This window comes from Ensifer sp. R1-3 (assembly GCF_056739175.1).
This window is the reverse complement of sequence record NZ_CP096515.1, coordinates 464,710-484,453: the sequence shown is the minus strand read 5'-3', so window position 1 is coordinate 484,453 and position 19,744 is coordinate 464,710. Positions and strand designations below refer to the sequence as shown.

The following is a 19,744-nucleotide window of genomic DNA, read 5'->3' as shown; positions in this document are numbered from 1 at the left end:
CAGGCATGCCCGGGTGGGCGAAGGTTCCGGAATAAAAGAAGAACATCCTTTCTGGCCTTTCGGTCCCGAATCACTACATTGGGCCGCATGACCAAAGGTTTTGACGATATTCCCTTTTTCGACGAGGAGCCCGCGCCGCGGAAACCCGCGGCCGCCGGCGGCGGCATCGCCGCGCGCGCCATGGCCGCCCGCGACAAGGCCCAGCGACCGGACTATGTCTCCGGGCTCAATCCGGAGCAACGGGAGGCAGTCGAGGCGCTGGAAGGTCCGGTACTCGTGCTCGCCGGCGCCGGCACCGGCAAGACGCGCGTTCTGACGACGCGGATCGCCCATATCCTTTCGACCGGCCGCGCCTATCCCTCGCAGATCCTCGCCGTCACCTTCACCAACAAGGCGGCGCGGGAAATGAAGGAGCGCATCGGCGTGCTCGTCGGCCACGCCGTCGAAGGCATGCCCTGGCTCGGCACCTTCCACTCGATCGGGGTCAAGCTCCTCCGCCGCCATGCCGAGCTGGTGGGCCTGCGGTCCGACTTCACCATCCTCGACACCGACGACGTCGTTCGCCTCATCAAGCAGCTCATCCAGGCGGAGGGCCTCGACGACAAGCGCTGGCCGGCCAAGCAGTTCGCCGGCATGATCGACACCTGGAAGAACAAGGGCCTGGACCCGTCGCAAATCCCGGAAGGCGATGCCCGCGCCTTTGCCAACGGCAAGGGCCGCGAGCTCTATGCCGCCTACCAGAACCGGCTGCTGACCCTGAATGCCTGCGATTTCGGCGACCTGCTGCTGCATCCGATCCGCATGTTCCGCGCCAATCCGGACGTGCTGAAGGAGTATCACGCCAAGTTCCGTTACATCCTCGTCGACGAGTACCAGGACACCAACACGGCGCAATATATGTGGCTGAGGCTGCTGGCCCAGCAGACGCAAGCGTCGCGAAATCGCCCCTCATCCGGCCTGCCGGCCACCTTCTCCCCGTCCGACGGGGAGAAGGGACAAGCGGCGCGTTCGCAATCCCCCCTCTCCCCGTCAGAACGGGGAGAGGGCCGGGGTGAGGGGCAACCCACCGTCAACATCTGCTGCGTCGGCGACGACGACCAGTCGATCTACGGCTGGCGCGGCGCCGAGGTGGACAACATTCTCCGCTTCGAGAAGGATTTCCCCGGCGCCAAGGTCATCAAGCTGGAGCGCAACTACCGCTCGACCGAGCATATCCTCGGCGCGGCGGCGCATCTGATTGCCCATAACGAGGGCCGGCTCGGCAAGACGCTCTTTACCGAGCGCACGAATCCCGACGACGAGAAGGTGCATGTTCATGCCGCCTGGGACTCCGAGGAGGAGGCTCGCGCGATCGGCGAAGAGATCGAGCAGCTCCAGCGCAAGAAGCACAATCTGAACGACATATCGATCCTCGTGCGCGCCTCTTTCCAGATGCGCGAATTCGAAGACCGCTTCGTCACGCTCGGCCTCAACTATCGCGTCATCGGCGGCCCTCGCTTCTATGAGCGGCTCGAAATCCGCGATGCCATGGCCTATTTCCGCCTCGTCTGCCAGCCCGCCGACGACCTCGCCTTCGAGCGGATCGTCAACACGCCGAAGCGCGGCCTCGGCGAGACGACCGTCCGAACCCTGCACGACTATGCCCGGGCCCGCGACATCCCGATGCTGGCCGCGGCAAGCGACATCGTCGAGACGGACGAATTGAAGCCGAAGGCTCGCAAGGGCCTCTTCGACGTCGTCGCCGATTTCCACCGCTGGCAGACATTGCTCGAAACGACGCCGCACACCGAACTTGCAGAGCAGATCCTCGACGAGAGCGGCTATACCGCCATGTGGCAGGCCGACAAATCGGCGGAAGCGCCCGGGCGCCTCGAAAACCTGAAGGAGCTCATTCGTTCGATGGAAGCCTTCGAGTCCATGCGCGGCTTTCTCGAGCACGTCGCGCTGGTGATGGACGCCGAGCAGAACGAGAATATGGACGCCGTCTCCATCATGACGCTGCATTCGGCCAAGGGGCTGGAATTCGACACCGTCTTCCTGCCGGGGTGGGAGGAAGGGCTCTTCCCGCATCAGCGCGCCCTGGATGAGGGCGGCCGCGCAGGTCTGGAGGAGGAGCGCCGCCTCGCCTATGTCGGCATCACCCGGGCCAAGCGCCGCTGTCATATCTGGTTCGTTTCGAACCGCCGCATCCACGGCCTCTGGCAATCGACGCTTCCCTCGCGCTTCCTCGACGAGTTGCCGATCGCTCATGTGGAAGTGGCCGAACAGGAGGTCTCCTATGGCGGTTACGGTCGCGGCGGTTACGGCCAGTCGCGCTTCGACAAGGCCGATCCCTTCGAGAACAATTACCAGACGCCCGGCTGGAAACGCGCCCAGCAGCACCGGTCGGAGGCCACCCGAGACAATTGGGGCACCCGCTCCGGCCACGCCATCGAACGCATCGGTTACGGCGAATCGGGCCCCCGCACCCGCACCATCGAAGGCGAGCTCGTCGCCAAGTCGACGAGCGCCGAGCCCTCCCGCTTCAATGTCGGCGACCGGGTCTTCCACATCAAGTTCGGCAACGGCAACATCGCGGCGATCGAGGGCAACAAGCTGACGATCGATTTCGACCGCGCCGGGCAGAAGCGCGTGCTGGATGGGTTCGTAGAACGGGTGTGAGCACTTCCGGGAAAACCGTGCAGCGGTTTTCCGCTCTACCTTGTCGGCCTCAAAACATCTTTCGGTACATAACGAAGCCCGACTTCTCGGCCACCTTGTCGTAGAGCTGCATCGCCGTGTCGTTGGTCTCGTGGGTCAGCCAATAGACACGCGGCGACCCCACGCGTTTCGCCGCTTCGTAGACTCCGTTGATGAGCGCCCGGCCGACTCCCTTGCCGCGGGCGGCCTCATCGGTGAAAAGGTCCTGCAGATAGCAATTCGGCTGGATCGACGTCGTGCTGCGGTGAAAAATGTAGTGCGTCAGTCCGATGAGCCGCCCCTCGCTTTCGGCGACCAGCGCATGCATCGGCTCATAGGCATCGAAGAAGCGGGACCAGGTCATCCGGGTGATGTCGGGATGGAGCGCGGTTTCGCCGGCTCGGCCGTAAAAGGCGTTGTAGCCGTCCCAAAGCGGCAGCCACTGCTCATAGTCGAGGCGCGTTACCGGGCGTATGGCAAGATAGTCGGACATTCTCAATCCTCGTTCGCAAGTTCAGGCGCATTACAACTATCTTTGCCCGAAGCCTGTGTCACCGCCCCTCGCCTGCCTCAACAGCGCGATCACCTCGGCATCCGTGGTCTGCTCGAAATCGTCGTAATAGATGCTGACGGCATGGAAAGGGGTGGGGCTGGCGAGACAGACGAGCCGGTCCACGTCGTCCCCCAGGCTTGCGATCGCGCTCTTCGGGGCGACCGGCACGGCGAGCATCAGTGCCGCGGCACCTGCCTGCCGCAGGGCTTTCGCCGCAGCTTTGGCCGTTCCGCCCGTGGCAATGCCGTCGTCGACAATGATGACATTGCGACCGCTTGGAGAAATTCGCGCCTGGTCGCCCAGATAGAGGACGCGGCGTCGCGCGAGTTCGAGCCTTTGCCGCTCGGTCTCCGCCTGGACGTACTTCTCGGAAGGATTCACGATACGCATTGCCTCGGCATTGAGCACGACTTGCGGTTCGTCGCTGTCGACCAGCGCTCCGAGACCGAATTCGGGATGCCCCGGTGCGCCGATCTTGCGAACGATGAGGAGCTCGAGGGACGCGCCGAGAGTTCTTGCCACCTCGAAGGCGACCGGTACGCCGCCGCGCGGCAATGCCATCACGAGCGGGTCGGCGAAGTCCGCTTTCTCGGTGAGATGCGCTTCGATGACGCGAGCAAGCCTTCGACCCGCATCGGCCCTGTCTGCAAAGGGTATGTCTGCAAAGGATATGCCTTCCTGGGCCATGACACCGCTCCCTGAAAAGCTCTGCGACCGATCGCCACAACTATGGAGAGAGTGATCGCTCAAATTGCAGCGAATTTCGCCAGCTTTCGTTAATGCGCCATCGTTACCAATGGCCTCGCATAATGGCTGAAACGCAAGCCGCACTTTATTTTAGCACGACAGGCCGTTTCGAAATGAGCTTTCTCTCCGCCATACCGGTCATCGCACTTCTTGCCATGCTACCCGTTCTCCTTTCTCTGCGGCCGGTTGCCGGTGTTCGGGAGTTCTCCGCCAGTTGCGCGCTCTCGGCAGCGTCGGCAGGCGCCTTGACGGTTGCGGCGGCGTTGCAGGCGCCGGTCGCCGCAATGTTCGGCTATGCGGGTCTCGCCGTTGCCCTCTTCTTCGTCCTCCAGGGCCTCCGCCGGTTCCTCGCATTGTCGATTCCGGCCTCGCTTTGTCTGGTGCTCGCGTTCTCGAGCGGCGTGCTCGGCTTCATCATCGCTCTCGGCGGCCACGACAGCCCGGCCGCCGGCATGATCGTCGTTGCGGGCGTTGTCGCAGCTCTACTTCTCGTCCTTGGTCTGGCCGCAGCCGACCGCTGGCCGGGCGAAAAGCCGGCGATCCAGGTCGTTGTCGTCGGCTCCGCCGCCGTGGTTTTCACCGCCCTTGCCCATGCCCTCGGCCCATCGGCGCACGTCTTGCCGGGACCGCCGGGCTCGCCCGCTTCGAGCCTGTTCGATTTCCTGCTCGTCACCATGCGGGTGCTGTGCCTTCCCCTCCTCTTCCTGGCCATGATCCTCACGATGCAGGCCCGGGTCATCGCCGGGTTGAGGGCCATGATCGCACGCGACGGCTTGACCGGTGCGCTGTCACGCGGGACGCTCATGGAAGAGGGCGAGCGGATCTTCGCCGAGTGCGTGGCACGCCAGGAGCCGGCTGCCTTCCTGCTGCTCGACCTCGATTTCTTCAAACAAATCAACGATCAGTATGGGCACGCCTGCGGCGACATGGCGCTCGCGCATTTTGCCGATACCGTCTCGGCTTTCCTCGCCGGACGGGGCGTCCTCGGACGGATCGGTGGCGAGGAATTCGGCATCGTCCTGCCGGACCACACGGAAGAGCAGGCAAGGGCGCTTGCGGAGGATATCTGCCGCGTGGTGCGTGAGACGCCGGCCGGCCGCTCGCATCAGCGCATCCGTCTGACCGTGAGCATCGGGATCGCCGCCGCCATTGCGGGCGAGACGATTACCGACGTGATGATACGCGCCGACCTTGCTCTCTACGACTCAAAGGCGGATGGTCGCGACCGTTGCTCGGTAGCAAGGGATCGCCGCATCGACGCCAGCGCCCGCGCCCTTGCGGCAGCCGCCGCGCAATTGCGCGAAGCCCGTGCTGCCCGGTCGGAACTGCGCCACTCGGCGTGACTTCTCGCACGATGGATCCTGCATATCGACGGGTCTGGCGGCCGGTGCTTGCATTGCAGCATCCGCTGCCTATCTGAACGGTGCAGTTCATTGGAGGATACTCATGTTGCGCCGCATCCGTGCCTTGCTTGTCGCCGGCCTCACCGTCTCGGCCGCAGCGGTTTCGCCGGTCCACGCCGAAACCGTTGGCCAGGTCGGGGTCGACTGGCTCGGCAACGACATCAAGATCGATGCCGTAAGCGACCCGAAGGTGACCGGGGTTACCTGCCACGTCACCTATTTCGATCGCAGCGTCATCGACCGCCTGAAGAACGGCAACTGGTTCGAGGATCCGTCGAACAACTCCATCGCCTGCCGCCAGACCGGCCCCATCGCCATCGATGATATCGACCTGTCGAAGGAGGGAGAGGAAGTCTTCCGTTCCGGACTGTCTCTCATCTGGAAGAACCTGCTGGTGACCCGCATCTACGACAAGGCCAACGACACGCTGATCTATCTGGCGCATTCGAGGCAGTTGACCGACGGATCGGCCAAGATGTCGATCACCACGGTCCCGCTCTATGGCCAATCGGTCACCTGGAAGAATGGGCGACCGGAATAATCGATCCGGCGAACGCAGCAGATCAAGGCGGCCGGAAGGGGAGTACGGGTTTTCCGCACTCCCCTTCCGAGCTACAGTGCGCGCTTCCTGCGAGACTAAGGTCTGCCGCATTTTACGCCGCATACATCGTCTCTTGAGCTGGTACGCCTCGAGGAAACATGCAGTAGCTGATTTCGCGCCTTACGGTTTAGGCGGCACAATGCCCCAATAGTAGTCGCCCTCACCCGGGTCGTATCTCTCCTGGTAGGTACCGCCTGGAGACATCATACGGCCGCCGTCGATACTCCCCGTTGCAGTCGGGTCGACCGAAGACGGAGGCAGGTTACGCGACGCCGGCATGCGTACCTGGTTCTGGGTTCCCGGAGGGTGGTTCGGGTCGAGGCCCTGATAATAGCTGTCCGCAAAGGCTGGCACCGCGGCACCGACCAAGGCGGATGACAGGACAAATGCAGCAAATGATGTTTTCAGAGAAACTCTCATGGCATTAACTCCTATGTCCGTTAGGCATCCCACCTCCCAATGGATGCTACTGTTCAGCATACGAGCCTCCTACGGATGCTGCGGTTACCAAGATAACACCCGGCACCGGTCGAAAGCGTTTGACGATTTGTCACTTTTGCTCATCCAAGAGTGATGCTCATTACGTAACTGTAACTTGACCGCCCCCACCACCACCGGGGCGGCATCGTGGCGCGTCCTTGGACTGAAAGAGCATACAGCGGCGGACCATCGCCTCTGAAGGCGATGGTCCGCGAAAGCGCAATGCGCTCGAAGGAACTAAAAATGTTTAGGGACGGGGAGCCGGAGGCGAGATGCCTTGATAATAGTCGCCGTCGCCGGGGCCCTGATACTCGTTCGTATAGTGTTCACGTACCCGGCCAGGCGCGTTGGTCGCTCGGCTTCCCGGCGCCGGTTCCATGTAGATGCTGCCGGTCGGCGCCGGATCGACATAGACGCTGCCCGTCGGTGCGGGATCGACATAGACGCTGCCGGTCGGGGCAGGATCGACATAATAGGGACGTGCCGGCACCATTACCGCCCCTCTGTTCTGGGTGCCCGGAGGATTATGCGGGTCGATGCCCGGATAGTAACTGTCTGCAAAGGCCGGCACGGCGACGCCGGCAAGCGCCGATGAGAGGGCAAATGCAGCGAGCGATGTTCTGAAAGAAACTTTCATGGCGTTGCTCCTGTCTGTTTCCACATCAGCTTCCAAACGCGGAGGCTGTAATCACCAGCAGAGGGCTTCTCGCCAAATGCTGCCTGTTCATAACTCGTTTCGCGTGCAGGGGTTCCTTGCGCGCGACCGGTACGTTTTCACATTTGCTCGCTCCGCCGTGATGCCGACCGCCGTGCAGTAGCCGCCGAGCGTCTGCCGGCTCATGCGAAAAGGCCCGCTTTCGCGGGCCTTTGCAGAAACCGTGCGTGGCGATCCTCAGGGCGGGATGAGGAAAGTGGGTGCGGCTTTCCGCCCGCATCCCGCCCTAACTTCTTCGAATCGATCACATTCGTGAGGTCGATCCGACCTGGAAGCATCGTGATCTAGGCCGCCTGCGCCAGTTCCTCGGCGATGACGGTGTCGAGATTGAGGAAGCAGACCATGGATTTTTCAAGCGCGACGATGCCGCGGCAGAAGGCGCGCTGGGCTTCCGGGATGATCTCCGGCGCGGGCTGCAGGTCTTCGCTTCGGATCGTCATCATATCGGAGACCTGCTCGACCAGCAGTCCGACGAGCTTGCCGTTGATGTCGGTGACGATGATGGCGGAGCGCTCCGACGGCTCGGTCATCTTCATGCCGAGACGACAGGCCATGTCGATGACCGGGATCACCGCGCCACGCAGGTTGATGAGGCCGAGAACATAGGGCGGCGTGTGCGGCATCGGTGTCACCGGTGCCCAACCGCGGATTTCCCGGATTGCCATGATGTCGATGCAGAATTCCTGTTCGCCCAGGTGAAAGGAGACGATTTCGAGATAGGCGCCTGACTGCTTGATTGCGTTGCTCATGATCAAAACTCTTCCCAATTTTCACCGGACGCCGTTACCGACGGCGTTGATCCCGGCCTGTTACCGAATGCGCCAGCCAGTTTTCCCATCAACGCCTTTGCTGGAGATGAAGCTGGACGCGTGGATGATTGCGCGGCCGCGGGCTTGCGAAGCGACACGAGCGCGGCAGCAGTCGCTGTTGCCGCCCGCGCCGGAGCGCTTGCCGTCGCCGAGCCTGCCCTGCCCGGCGGCTGGATCGCCGCCGTGCGAATCGCCGTCTCGCGCGCCTGCCCGTGGCGGAATTGCCCGACGATCTCGCTGAGTTTCTCGGCATCCTGCGCAAGCGTATGGCTGGCCGCATTGGTCTGCTCGACCATTGCGGCATTCTGCTGCGTCATCTGATCGAGTTGAGCGACAGCGGTATTGATTTCGCGAAGGCCCGTCGATTGCTCGCGCGCCGCCATGACGATCGAGCTCATATGTTCGTTGATGCAGGCCACCTTGGCACCGATGCGGCCGAGCGCGTCGCCGGTCTCCTGAACCAGCCTGACGCCGGTCTTGACTTCATTGCCCGAGCGGCTCACCAGAGCCTTGATATCCTTCGCGGCACCGGCAGCGCGCTGGGCGAGCTCCCTCACCTCCTGGGCAACGACGGCAAAGCCCTTGCCGGCCTCCCCCGCCCGCGCGGCCTCGACCCCGGCATTGAGCGCCAGCAGATTGGTCTGGAACGCAATCTCGTCGATCACGTCGATGATCTTGCCGATCTCGCTGGAAGCGCCCTCGATGCGCGCCATGGCGGCGATCGCCTCGCCGACGATGCGCCCGGACTCCTCCGCATTGATGCGTGTCTCGTCGACCATGTGGCTCGCCTCTTCGGCGCGCTCGGTCGCTGTCTTCACCGTGACGGTGATTTCCTCGAGCGCGGCCGACGTCTGCTCCAGCGACGCGGCCTGTTTTTCCGTCCGCCGCGCCAGATCGTCGGCAGCGCTGCGCATCTGCCGCCCGTTCGATTCGATCGAGGCGGTATTCTCCTTGACACTCGAAAGGACCTGGCTCAGCCGTTCCACCGTGTCGTTGAAGTCACGGCGCAACGCATCGAGCCCGCCATCGAAAGGCTCGCGGATCGCAACCGCCAGATTGCCGTCTGCAAGCTGATTGAGCGCTCCGCCGAGGGCTTCGACTGCGGTGTTGATCAGTCCGATCGCCTGCTCGCGCTCCGTCTCGTGACGCTCGCGTTCCGTCTCGGTTTCCTGCCGGCTCGCCCTGGCCCTTTCCTCGAGCGCGCGTTTCTCGATTGCCGAGACCCGGAAAAGCTCCACCGAACGTGCCATCTCGCCGATTTCGTCGCCGCGGTCGAGCCCCGCCGCTTCAGCCGTGAGATCGCCCGAATGTATCCGCCGCATGCTGTCGCGCAGACCGAGGATGCCCCGGCGCAAGACGTTCCCATGGAACCAGATCAGGCCGATCAGGGTCGCCATTGCCAGCAAACAGGCGGCTGCCTGGAGCATGAGCGCATGCTCACCACTGGTGCGGACATCGGCGATGCGCCCCGCGGCCAGGCTGGCTGCGGCATCGGCCAATTGCGCAAGCGATGCGCCCACGCGCTCGCCTGCGGCGTCGATGACATCGTCGATGCGGGCGAATTCCTCGGCTGGCGCTCCGGCCTCCACGAGCGCTTTCAGGTCCTGCTCGACGGCCTTGCGCAGTTGGGCCATATCCGATTCGAAACCGGCAAGAACTTCCGGCTTGCCGATAAGACGCGCGAGCGCTTCGAGATCGGCTTGCCTGCCCTCGATGACCTCGAGCGAGGATCCGATCTGGGCCGCACGTTCCGGCTGTATCCGGCGTTCGCCGCGGTCGACGATGGTGTCCATTGCCGCAAGCACGAGCTCCAGGCGGGCAAGGCGCATTTCCTCGAGCGTTCCCATGCCGCGCTGAGCGATAACCGCCTTGTCGAGTGCCTCTTGCGAGCCGCCTTGCTCATAAAGGCCGACGGCGAGAACGGAACCGAAACCTAGAAAGGCTGCGCCCGCAAGCGTCGCAAGGCGTAGGCTGACGGAAAGCTTTCCCTTGGCGGATGGAACGGTGTTCATCGATATGGCAGTCCATAGCTGGACCCGCCGGCGGCAGGCGGGGTCCTCCGTTGCGATCGATGCGGAAAACCGGGCTCGATCAACCGGATGACCTCATGTCATATCGAAGTGGTGCACTTCTCCGCGTCGGCGGACAGTGGCAAACAGACCTTAAACAATCGCTAAAACACTGCCCGCGACTTTGCGGAAGTTCGCGCGTTTCGACCGCTGCTGCCCTTTTCCTTCCGTCTCACGGTGCTATGATCGCTTCATGCGCACGGATACCAAGAAGTCGCTCTCTCCCCTGATCTTCGCCCTCGCCACCGGCGTGCTCGCGCTCGTCTTCCTGCTCGCCTTCAAAGGCTGGATCGCGAATGGCGCCGACATTTTCCTGTCGCTGGCGCAAGCCGGTCTCGCCTGGTGCATCTGAGACGCACCGCCTCAAGCGAACCTGCGGCAATTGTCCCCTTTGCACCCGTGTGTCCGACGCGGTATCAACGCTCTACATTCCTGACGGCCCGACGGCGCCGCGCGTCTGTCTCAGATGCGTCGGGGCAGCAACAGACTGGTGGCAATGATGAAATCCATACGCATCGTTCTCTGGGTAGCCATTCTCGTCATGGTGGCCGTCCTCGGCTGGCTGACCTTCGACATGACCCAGCCGAAGCAGCAGGCCGCATCCGGCCCCTTCGGCGTGCCCTTTACCCTTGTCGCCCAGAATGGCGAGCAGATCACCGAGAAGGCGTTCACCGGCAAGCCGACGGCGCTCTTCTTCGGCTTCACCCATTGCCCGGAAGTTTGCCCGACCACGCTGTTCGAACTCAACGGCTGGCTCGATAAGGTCGATCCCGAGGGCAACAAGCTGCAGGCCTACTTCATCACCGTCGATCCCGAGCGCGATACACCCGAAGTGCTCGGCCAGTATGTTTCAAACGTGTCCAAGCGCATCACCGGCATCTCCGGTCCGCCCGACAAGGTGCTGGAAATGGTCAAGGGTTACCGCGTCTATTACAAGAAAGTCCCCACCGACGAGGCAAAGCCGGACGGCGACTACACGATGGATCATACCGCCTCTGTCTTCCTGCTCGACGCCAACGGCCAGTTCAGCGGAACGATCGCCTATGGCGAAAACCCGGAAACGGCCGTCAAGAAGCTGGAAAACCTCACGCGCGGCTAACAATGTTTGCCCGTGTATCCTGCGGGCGCCGGTAAACCCGGCGCTTTGCCTTTGTACCTCATTCATGATAGCGGCGAACCGCCCACAGCGCCGCGCATCCGATCGGACGCGCCGAAGCCGCTGTGGCCCTTTTGAATGGCTGCACGCCGAAGGAAAGCACCGTGAGCGAGATACGACTTTTCGTCACCACTACCGAGAAGCAGGCGGCAGCCGTCCTCGACGTCATGAGCGCAATTTTCGAAGAAGACGATTACGCGATCGCGACCATGGAGATCGACGAGAAGCGGGATGTCTGGGAGGCCTCCGTCTACATGATGACGGATGAAGAGGAGAGCGTGAGATCACGCCTCGCTCAGGCACTCGAAGTCGAATTTTCGCATCTTCCGATCGAGCGCGAAGTGCTGCCGGATGTCGACTGGATCGCCAAGTCGCTGGAGGGCCTCGCCCCCGTGCGCGCGGGCCGCTTCGTCATCCACGGCTCGCACGATCGCGACAAGGTGAAGCCGGGTGAGATCGCCATCGAGATCGACGCCGGCCAGGCCTTCGGCACCGGCCATCACGGCACGACAGCCGGCTGCCTCGAAATGCTTGCCTCCGTCGCCCGCTCCCGGCCCGTCCGCAACGCGCTCGACCTCGGGACGGGAAGCGGCGTGCTGGCGATCGCCGCCTGGAAGCTCCTGCACGTCCCGGTGCTCGCAACCGACATCGATCCGATCGCAACCCGCGTCGCCGCCGACAACGCCCGTCGCAACGGCGTCGTCACCGGCCTGACCTTCGCCACCGCGCCCGGCTTCCACTCGACCACCTTCAGCACCAACGGCCCCTTCGACCTCATCATCGCCAACATTCTGGCGCGGCCGCTGATGAAGATGGCGCCGCAAGTTGTGGCCAACCTCGCTCCGGGCGGTTCGGTCATCCTTTCCGGTATTCTCGCCGAACAGCGCTGGAAGGTGCTCGCAGCCTATAACGGCCAGAACCTCAAACATGCGCGCACCCTCTGGCGCAATGGCTGGGTAACCATTCATCTGACCAGGTAAGTCACACCTATCGCAGACGCATCCGGTCGCGGCGTCCGGACGCCGCATTTCTATGGAGATGTTCCTGTAGAACGCCGGCCTTGATCAGTGCATCGCGCTGATGGTCATGAAGCTGGCTGCCATCCGCTTTCGAGACTCGCGCATACCCGATCAAGGTCGTCATTTATACGCTCGTATTTCTTGCACGCTGTCGCCGGGGTCCGGCGCGCCGTCAGGTTCGATTGACCCGCGCTGATCCTGCCGCCAAAAACGGCACGAAAGCTTGTCGCACTTTCTCAAGAAACGCATCGCTGAAGCGACCAACCGGTTCTTGGCCGGAATCGAGGTAGTACGATCGTTCCAGAACGTTGTAATTACATTCGCTGATCGTGATCCAGCCGCGCTGACGGCAAGACCAACTTGCCCTGCCGTAATTCAGCTCCGGGGATCTCTAAAGTGCATCCCTGATCGGAAACATGTCTTCGCCGTAGTGATGAAGCCTCGTGTGATGTCGGCGGCAAAGCCACCGCACCTTTAAAGGCTCGTCGTATTGATCGTGATGGGCATCGACCGCTTCGATCCCGCAGACCTCGCACGTTTGCTTTTCCAGTTCGCCTGCCTTCACTGCTCGCTGCACAGCGAGATGAGCATCGTATTTCCCTGGATTGGCACGGCGCCAATTCGCTTGGCGGGTATCGGTTTTCAGCATCGCCGCTCCAACCTCTGTATGCTCCGTTTGAGAGATATCCTCGCAAGTCGACCGTAAGCAGGCATATCACGAAGCAAACCGTTCTTCATTTGTTTTCCCGTGGACACCGCCTGTTTCCACAGGCACTTCCGTCCCGGACAGGCTCTATTGCGCCGAACTGGATCCTCCCTCCTGCGCCAAGCGCAGTGATGACGATAGAAGGAGTATCGACCGAAAGGGGAACCGAGAAAACGAAAAGGCCGCCCGGTCCATCATGACGGGGCGGCCTTCTCGAAACAAAGGCGATGCCGAAGCATCGCCTGCTGACCGGCTTTTGGCCGACCATACCCGCGAGCTTGAGGAGGAGGAGCGCTCAAGCGGGCTCTACCGTTCCGAAGCTGGCCACCCTGAGGGAGGAGGAGAACAGATGACCAACTATTCTCGGAACTGCAGTCTTTTGAACCGGCGGACGTTCGTCCGTGTTCGTTGAGCGGGCTTATAAACCATAATTCCGATAGAGAAAGATACATTCCGGCATGGGTGCCATGCGCCGCGTGCATATGTATGACAAATGGGCAAATGCGCGTCCTGCACCACCCGAGGTACACGCTGTTCATGGGCGAATCTCGTCTCCCCCCTGCGCGAACGAGTTTAAGTTGTTACTTTATGCAGGTCGTTATTCCAAAACCGCTGCTCCACTTTTGGAAGAGATGCATTAACATGCCCATCTCACCTGCGGTCTCCGCCAAGCTTACCGGGAAAGTCCATGTTCCAATCCTTCGAAGTCACCTCCACGCCCCAGTTCGGCAAGGAGAGAACCACCGCCCTGCGTGCCGCCCTCGCAACCTTGGGCGTCGATGGCTTCCTCGTGCCGCGTGCCGACGAATTTCAAGGGGAATATGTGCCCCGCAGTTCCGAGCGGCTGTCGTGGCTGACGGGCTTTACCGGTTCGGCCGGGGTAGCGCTCGTGACCCAGCGCGAAGCGATCGTCTTCGTCGACGGCCGTTATGTAACCCAGCTCAAGGAGCAGGTGGACGGCAGCGTCTTCACCGGCGGCGATCTCATCGGCGAACCGCCGCATGTCTGGCTGGAGCGCCATGGATCCAAGGGCTTCCGCCTCGGCATCGATCCTTGGCTGCACACCGCGGCGGAAGTTCGCCGGCTCGAAAAAGCGCTTGCCGCGATCGGCGGCAGTGTCGTCCTTCTCGACCACAATCCGCTCGACCGGCTCTGGGCCGACCGTCCCGCAACGCCGCTCGGCCCGGTGACGATCCAGCCGGTCGAGCATGCGGGGCAATTGGCGAAAGACAAGATCGCGGAGATCGCGGCGGGCGTGGCAAAGGCGAAGGCCGCCGCCGTCGTTCTCACGGATCCCTCCTCCGTCGCCTGGACCTTCAACATCCGTGGCAGTGACGTGCCGCACACGCCGCACCCGCTGGCGCGCGCGATCATCCATGCGGACGGCAGCGCCGAGCTTTTCCTCGACAAACGCAAGACCGGCATCGAGCAGGAAGCCTACCTGACCCAGCTCGCCGACATAATGGCGCCCGCGAGCTTCGACGATCGGCTCGCCGCCCTCGCCTCAACCGGCGCAGCCATCATGATCGATCCGGATCTCGCCCCCTTCGCGATCGGCGAGCTGATTCGCAGGAAGGAAGGTTCGGTGGTCGAGGCGGTCGATCCCGCCCGCCTGCCGCGCGCCTGCAAGAATGCAGCCGAGATCGCCGGATCGACCCGGGCGCACCTGCAGGATGGTGCGGCGATGGTCGAGTTCCTCGCCTGGCTGGACGGGAGGGAGCCCGGCAGCGTCACCGAAATCGGCGCAACCAGGCAATTGGAGGCAACGCGCGCGGCCGTCGGCGAGCGCATGCAGAACCCCCTGAAGGACGTTTCTTTCGACACGATCGCCGGCGCCGGTTCGCATGCCGCAATCATGCATTATCGGGTCACGAACGAAACCGACCGGCGGATCGAGGCCGGTACCATGTTCCTGATCGACTCCGGCGCGCAATACATCAACGGTACGACCGACATCACCCGCACGGTCGCGATCGGCGCGGTGCCGGAAGAACAGAAGCGGTTCTTCACGCTCGTGCTCAAGGGCATGATCGCAATCAGCACGGCGCGCTTCCCGAAGGGGTCACGCGGCGTCGACCTCGATCCGCTCGCCCGGATCGCGCTTTGGAAGGCGGGCGCCGATTATGCGCACGGGACCGGCCACGGCGTCGGCTCCTATCTCTCGGTCCACGAAGGACCGCAGCGCATTGCCCGGCTTGCCACGCAGGAATTGCTGCCCGGCATGATCCTTTCCAACGAACCCGGTTACTATCGCCCCGGCGCCTTCGGCATCCGCATCGAGAATCTCGTCGTCGTGCGCGAGCCGGAGGAGATCGAGGGCGGCGACCAGCCTATGCTCGGCTTCGACACGCTGACCTTCTGCCCGATCGATCGCCGGCTCGTCCTTCCCGCCCTGCTGACCGACGACGAGCTTGACTGGCTGAACGCTTACCACGCGGAAACGCTGGAAAAGCTGATGCCGCTGCTGTCGGGCACGGAAACGAGAGACTGGCTGGCCAGTGCTACGGAAGCAATCGTGCGATAGGGTCGGAACGGGCGGCCCGGCGGTGTGGGCTGGGGCTGGGGTACCGCCGGGCCTCCGTTGGGAGGGTCGATTTCTCAACCAACAGCATGGTTATATTTGCGGCGACGCTCTCGCGTAACCCGCGAATTTTACTGAATCGCAGCCTTAATCCGACAATAGTCTGAATGGGGCGCAGGCCCCTTTCCGGTCAGATCCCAAGCATCGTCTTGGCTTGGCCGAGCGCTGCTTCCGAGCCCGCATGGTCGCCAGCCTTGTGCAAGTCTTCGCCCTGCTGGCGCAACTGTTTCACCTTGGCCATGTCGGCCTCGGACAATGATGCGTTGGGCATGGCCGCATCGATCGCCTGCATCATGGCGGGGCACTGGTTGGCAAACGCGGTAACAGGCGCAAGCGCGAGAAACAGCGCAACGGAAATTCTGGTAATCATGGTCGCTCCTCCGTGGGCCGGGGGGCGGCTGCCTCCCCGGCAACGAGAAGATGATAGTCCAGAACCGGCCTGGCGCCAATCCGAGCGGCCGGACCCATGCTCAGGCGGCGGGAACCTACATGATCAGGTGCCGGATCGCCATGACCGCGATCCAGCCCACGAGCAGCATCCGAAGCGTCGAAAAGCGCAGCCCGACGACGAAGGCGACGAGCATCGCTGCGGCGACGTCCATGCCACCATAGACGAAGGCGGGCGCCACCAGCGTTGTCAGTACAGCCGCCGGGACTGCGTTCAACGCAGACTCGACGCGCGGAGGTATGTTCTTCAACTGCGTGATAAGCACGTAGCCGCCGAAGCGCGTGACATAAGTGGCGACCGCCGCCGCGACGATGAGATAGAGCAGATCGAGGTGTTGCGCGTCCAAGGATCAGGCCTCCTTTTCCACGGCGTGGGTTTCGGTCGCCGGTCGCTTCGGCGGCAGACAGGCCGCAAGCAGGACGCCGGCAAGCGCGCCGATGCTGACATGCCAGGGGGAGCCGACGAAATGCATCGCAGCGACGGAAGCGACGGCGCTCACGGCCACGATCGGCAGAAAGCGGTCGCGCGTGCGGAAGCTCATCACGAGCCCCAGAAAGTAGATCGGGAGGAGCACGTCGAGGCCGATCGCCTTGGGATCGCCGATCAACTGCCCGAAGATCGCACCGATCAGCGTATTGATGAGCCATGGAACATAGATCACGACGCCGAAGCCCGCATACCAGGCGAAGGTGACCGGCAATCCGCGCTGGCCGCGCTGTTCGGTCTCCGCATATTGCGGGTCCACGAGCAGGAAAAATGCGATCAGCTTTTGAACGAAGCTGAAATGGCGGATGTGCTTGGCGAGAGAAGCGGAATAGAGCACGTGGCGGAAGTTGACCGCAAAGACCGAGAGCACCACCAGCCAGGGCTGCACGTTGCTTCCGAAGAGTTCGATGCCGACCATCTGGCTTGCACCCGCATAGACGGTGGCGCTCATGAATACCGCATCGGCAATCGAAAACCCGTTATCCACCGCAAGCGCGCCGAAAAGCGCTCCGAAGGGCGACGCCGCCAGCATGATCGGAAAGCCTCCGCGCAGCCCTTCCCGGAAATCGCCTCTGCTCATGAAATTCTCCTGCGGGGCCGCCCGTAACGAGCATGCCGGACAGATAGGGGCTGCCGCAGATCGCGACAATTCAATTACTCTGATGCGGCGATTGAATTTTCTGATGGTTGGACGCGCGTCATTCCCGAACGAGCACACGAGACCTGGTGCTCGGTCGGCCTACCATAAGAAGGCGGACGCAAAGAACGCGCCCGCCCCGACACGTCAGCGCTTTACTTGAAACGTGTGCTCTATGCCCGGAAAGCTGCGCGCCTTCACCTCATTGGCATAGGCCTCCGCCGCCTTTGAGATCGTCGGTGCCAACTCGGCGAAATGCTTGACGAAGCGCGGCTTGAAATCGTTGAAAAGACCGAGCATGTCGTCCGATACCAGTATCTGGCCGTCGCAGGCCGGCGAAGCACCGATGCCGATGGTCGGCGCGCGCAGCGTGGCAGTGATCTCGCGGGCGACCGGCTCCACCGTTCCCTCGACCACGATGGCGAAAGCGCCGGCATCGTCGATCGCCTTGGCGTCGCGGCGGATCTTGGCCACCTCCTTCTCGTTGCGCCCGACCGAGCGGTAGCCCCCCGTCGTGTTGACGAGCTGCGGCATCAAGCCCACATGGCCGAGCACCGGAATGCCACGGCTGACAAGGAATTCGACCGTCTCGGCCATCTCGGCACCGCCCTCGAGCTTCACTGCGCTGCAGCCCGTTTCCTTCAGGATGCGCGCGGCACTGCGGAAGGCCTGCTCCTTGGATTCCTGATAGGCGCCGAAAGGAAGGTCGACGACGACGCAACAGCGCTCCGAACCGCGCATGACCGCCTGGCCATGCGCAATCATCATGTCGAGCGTGACGCCGACGGTCGTATCGAGGCCGTAGAGCACCATGCCGAGCGAATCGCCGACGAGGAGGAAATCCACATGAGGATCGAGAAGCCGTGCGATCGGCGTCGTATAGGCCGTCAGGCTGACGATCGGGCGCTCACCCTTCAGGGCTTCGATGCTGGCGGGGCTGAGCCGCCGTTTCGTGGTCTGGACGCTCATTCTCAGGCTACCTTTGCAAAACGGGCGGATTTCGGGGCAATCACGCGGTTGTCGAGCAGCTTCGTGGTGCCGAAGCGGACGAAGAGCAGGAGCAGGACCGGCTTTTCTTCGATCTCGCTGACCGGCTCAAGCGTTTCCGGGTCGCGCAGCGCCACCACTTCCGGCCGCGCCAGCGGCTCGCCGGCGAGAAATTCCAAGACACGCTTCTCGACCTCGGCCGGTTCGGTGACCCCGCTTGCGATCAGCCGCTCGGCCTCGTCCAGCGCCTTCGGCACGATTGCGGCTGCACGCCGCTCTTGCGTCGTCAGATAGACGTTGCGCGACGAACAGGCGAGCCCGTCCTCCTCGCGCACCGTCGGTACGCCGATGACCGTAACCGGCTGCGCCAGATCCTCGACCATGCGCCGGATGATCTGGAGCTGCTGGAAATCCTTTTCGCCGAAATAGGCGCGGTCCGGCTGGACGATGTTGAAGAGCTTGGTTACGACCGTCGCAACGCCTGCGAAATGGCCGGGCCTAACTGCGCCCTCGAGTTCGGAGCCGAGCTTCGGCACGTCGACCACCGTTTCCATCGGGCGCGGATACATGTCGGAAACGCCGGGGGCAAAAAGGAAATCGACGCCGCCATCGGTCAGCAGCGCCTGATCACGGGCGAGGTCGCGCGGATATTTGCCAAGATCCTCGTTCGCGCCGAACTGCAGCGGATTGACGAATATGCTGGCGACGACCACGTCGTTCTCGCTGCGGGCGCGGCGCACGAGCTCCATATGGCCGACATGAAGATAGCCCATGGTGGGGACCAATCCGATGGATCTGCCCGCGCGCCGATGCTCGGCAAGGGCCTCTCGCAGATCGGCGATGGTGCTGATGGTTCTCATTCCGGACCCTCCAATCCGCCGGGACGTTGGACACGCCCCGCTTCGCTGATATGGCTCCTGCATCGTCAAAATGCTACAGCGACAGTTGCGCGTCCGATAAGACGCGCGGCTGCGGGCGCCAGCCCCGCGAAAAGGCAATTGCACAAATTTTGGCTGCAAGCTCTATCTTGTGCAGCGCAAAAATACAAACGGAAATGGGCTCAAATTCGAAGCGCCGCACCTGATCGGCGCATCAGACGTAGTCGATTACGAGGGAGGCTACAAAATTCGGCGAGACCTGTCGGCATGCGGCACATGTCTTCGTCCTTGGCTCATCCCATCTTCAACAAGGAGCACCCCATGCGCATGATTTTCGTCAACCTGCCGGTCAAGGATCTGAAAGCCTCCCGGTCCTTCTTCTCCGCTTTGGGCTTCACATTCAACGAGCAGTTTTCCGACGAGACCGCCGCCTGCATGGTCATCGACGACAATATCTTCGCCATGCTTCTGACCGAGCCGAAATTCCGTAGCTTCATAGTCGGCGAGATCAGCGACACGGCCAAGGGCACCGAGGTCATCACTGCGCTCTCCGCCGCGAGCCGTGCCGAATGCGACGACATGTTCGACAAGGCTATTGCCGCGGGCGGCAAGCCATGGAAGCCGGCGATCGACTACGGCTTCATGTACGGCATCAGCTTCCAGGACCTGGACGGCCACGTCTGGGAGTTCATGTGGATGGACATGTCGGCACAGCAGCAGGCGTGACGATCTAAACTACTGCATGTTTCCTTTAATCGTCCCCGCTTAAAGGACAAAAACATGCAGCAGA

The 19,744-nt window shown here is 62.6% G+C and carries 20 protein-coding genes and 1 pseudogene; 8 read left to right on the top strand and 13 right to left on the bottom strand.

The window, feature by feature from the left end:
- Positions 1–87: 87 nt before the first annotated feature.
- Positions 88–2,661, top strand: a complete 2,574-nt coding sequence (locus tag M1D43_RS02325) for an ATP-dependent helicase (RefSeq protein WP_153313406.1) — start codon at positions 88–90, stop codon at positions 2,659–2,661.
- Positions 2,662–2,710: 49 nt separating this feature from the next.
- Here the strand turns inward: M1D43_RS02325 and M1D43_RS02320 are convergent, their stop codons facing one another.
- Together M1D43_RS02320 and M1D43_RS02315 are read right to left on the bottom strand one after the other, a co-directional pair.
- A complete protein-coding gene (locus M1D43_RS02320) occupies positions 2,711–3,172 on the bottom strand; it encodes a GNAT family N-acetyltransferase (protein ID WP_153313405.1) in 462 nt (153 codons plus the stop codon).
- Positions 3,173–3,208: 36 nt separating this feature from the next.
- Complete coding sequence (locus tag M1D43_RS02315; protein ID WP_153313404.1) at positions 3,209–3,919, bottom strand: phosphoribosyltransferase; 711 nt, start codon at positions 3,917–3,919, stop codon at positions 3,209–3,211.
- Between the two features lie 122 nt (positions 3,920–4,041).
- On the opposite strand from M1D43_RS02315, the gene M1D43_RS02310 reads away from it, so the two are divergent.
- On the top strand, positions 4,042–5,322 hold the full coding sequence (locus M1D43_RS02310) for a GGDEF domain-containing protein (RefSeq protein WP_153313403.1): 1,281 nt from the start codon (positions 4,042–4,044) through the stop codon (positions 5,320–5,322).
- 103 nt (positions 5,323–5,425) lie between these two features.
- Positions 5,426–5,923, top strand: a complete 498-nt coding sequence (locus M1D43_RS02305; RefSeq protein WP_010969727.1) for a CreA family protein — start codon at positions 5,426–5,428, stop codon at positions 5,921–5,923.
- Between the two features lie 180 nt (positions 5,924–6,103).
- Here M1D43_RS02305 and M1D43_RS02300 read toward each other — a convergent pair whose 3' ends face one another.
- From M1D43_RS02300 to M1D43_RS02285, 4 genes are all read right to left on the bottom strand, one after another.
- On the bottom strand, positions 6,104–6,463 hold the full coding sequence (locus M1D43_RS02300) for a hypothetical protein (RefSeq protein ID WP_153313402.1): 360 nt from the start codon (positions 6,461–6,463) through the stop codon (positions 6,104–6,106).
- Between the two features lie 247 nt (positions 6,464–6,710).
- The gene (locus tag M1D43_RS02295; protein ID WP_010969729.1) at positions 6,711–7,100 is read right to left on the bottom strand and encodes a hypothetical protein; all 390 of its coding nucleotides are present in this window, start codon (positions 7,098–7,100) and stop codon (positions 6,711–6,713) included.
- Between the two features lie 362 nt (positions 7,101–7,462).
- Positions 7,463–7,927 (bottom strand): chemotaxis protein CheW, encoded by a 465-nt coding sequence (locus tag M1D43_RS02290; protein WP_003536237.1) that lies wholly within the window; start codon positions 7,925–7,927, stop codon positions 7,463–7,465.
- 2 nt (positions 7,928–7,929) lie between these two features.
- Positions 7,930–9,999, bottom strand: coding sequence for a methyl-accepting chemotaxis protein (locus tag M1D43_RS02285; protein ID WP_153313401.1), 2,070 nt, complete (start codon positions 9,997–9,999; stop codon positions 7,930–7,932).
- A 250-nt stretch (positions 10,000–10,249) separates the two neighbouring features.
- Between M1D43_RS02285 and M1D43_RS02280 the strand changes: the two genes are divergently transcribed.
- The 3 genes from M1D43_RS02280 to M1D43_RS02270 all read left to right on the top strand — a co-directional run bounded on the left by M1D43_RS02280 (position 10,250) and on the right by M1D43_RS02270 (position 12,192).
- Positions 10,250–10,408, top strand: a complete 159-nt coding sequence (locus M1D43_RS02280) for a hypothetical protein (protein WP_010969731.1) — start codon at positions 10,250–10,252, stop codon at positions 10,406–10,408.
- A 147-nt stretch (positions 10,409–10,555) separates the two neighbouring features.
- Positions 10,556–11,155, top strand: a complete 600-nt coding sequence (locus M1D43_RS02275; RefSeq protein WP_003536231.1) for an SCO family protein — start codon at positions 10,556–10,558, stop codon at positions 11,153–11,155.
- Between the two features lie 161 nt (positions 11,156–11,316).
- Positions 11,317–12,192, top strand: a complete 876-nt coding sequence (locus M1D43_RS02270; protein ID WP_003536230.1) for a 50S ribosomal protein L11 methyltransferase — start codon at positions 11,317–11,319, stop codon at positions 12,190–12,192.
- 25 nt (positions 12,193–12,217) lie between these two features.
- On the opposite strand, the pseudogene M1D43_RS02265 reads toward M1D43_RS02270, so the two are convergent.
- Positions 12,218–12,355: pseudogene (locus M1D43_RS02265) on the bottom strand (resolvase); the annotation flags it as partial.
- A 267-nt stretch (positions 12,356–12,622) separates the two neighbouring features.
- The gene (locus M1D43_RS02260; protein ID WP_003536225.1) at positions 12,623–12,880 is read right to left on the bottom strand and encodes a hypothetical protein; all 258 of its coding nucleotides are present in this window, start codon (positions 12,878–12,880) and stop codon (positions 12,623–12,625) included.
- Between the two features lie 745 nt (positions 12,881–13,625).
- Between M1D43_RS02260 and M1D43_RS02255 the strand changes: the two genes are divergently transcribed.
- Positions 13,626–15,461, top strand: a complete 1,836-nt coding sequence (locus M1D43_RS02255) for an aminopeptidase P family protein (protein WP_088217655.1) — start codon at positions 13,626–13,628, stop codon at positions 15,459–15,461.
- Between the two features lie 187 nt (positions 15,462–15,648).
- Here M1D43_RS02255 and M1D43_RS02250 read toward each other — a convergent pair whose 3' ends face one another.
- The 5 genes from M1D43_RS02250 to panC all read right to left on the bottom strand — a co-directional run bounded on the left by M1D43_RS02250 (position 15,649) and on the right by panC (position 18,936).
- Positions 15,649–15,888 (bottom strand): PA2433 domain-containing protein, encoded by a 240-nt coding sequence (locus M1D43_RS02250; protein ID WP_003536221.1) that lies wholly within the window; start codon positions 15,886–15,888, stop codon positions 15,649–15,651.
- Between the two features lie 115 nt (positions 15,889–16,003).
- On the bottom strand, positions 16,004–16,312 hold the full coding sequence (locus M1D43_RS02245; protein ID WP_010969734.1) for an AzlD family protein: 309 nt from the start codon (positions 16,310–16,312) through the stop codon (positions 16,004–16,006).
- Positions 16,313–16,315: 3 nt separating this feature from the next.
- A complete protein-coding gene (locus tag M1D43_RS02240) occupies positions 16,316–17,032 on the bottom strand; it encodes an AzlC family ABC transporter permease (protein WP_003536218.1) in 717 nt (238 codons plus the stop codon).
- A gap of 204 nt (positions 17,033–17,236) precedes the next feature.
- Positions 17,237–18,058, bottom strand: coding sequence for a 3-methyl-2-oxobutanoate hydroxymethyltransferase (gene panB / locus M1D43_RS02235; protein WP_010969735.1), 822 nt, complete (start codon positions 18,056–18,058; stop codon positions 17,237–17,239).
- A 2-nt stretch (positions 18,059–18,060) separates the two neighbouring features.
- A complete protein-coding gene (gene panC, locus M1D43_RS02230; protein ID WP_088217653.1) occupies positions 18,061–18,936 on the bottom strand; it encodes a pantoate--beta-alanine ligase in 876 nt (291 codons plus the stop codon).
- Between the two features lie 339 nt (positions 18,937–19,275).
- Between panC and M1D43_RS02225 the strand changes: the two genes are divergently transcribed.
- Positions 19,276–19,680 carry a VOC family protein gene (locus M1D43_RS02225; protein WP_010969737.1) on the top strand — a complete coding sequence of 135 codons (405 nt, stop codon included), beginning with the start codon at positions 19,276–19,278 and terminating at the stop codon, positions 19,678–19,680.
- The last annotated feature ends 64 nt before the right edge of the window (positions 19,681–19,744 follow it).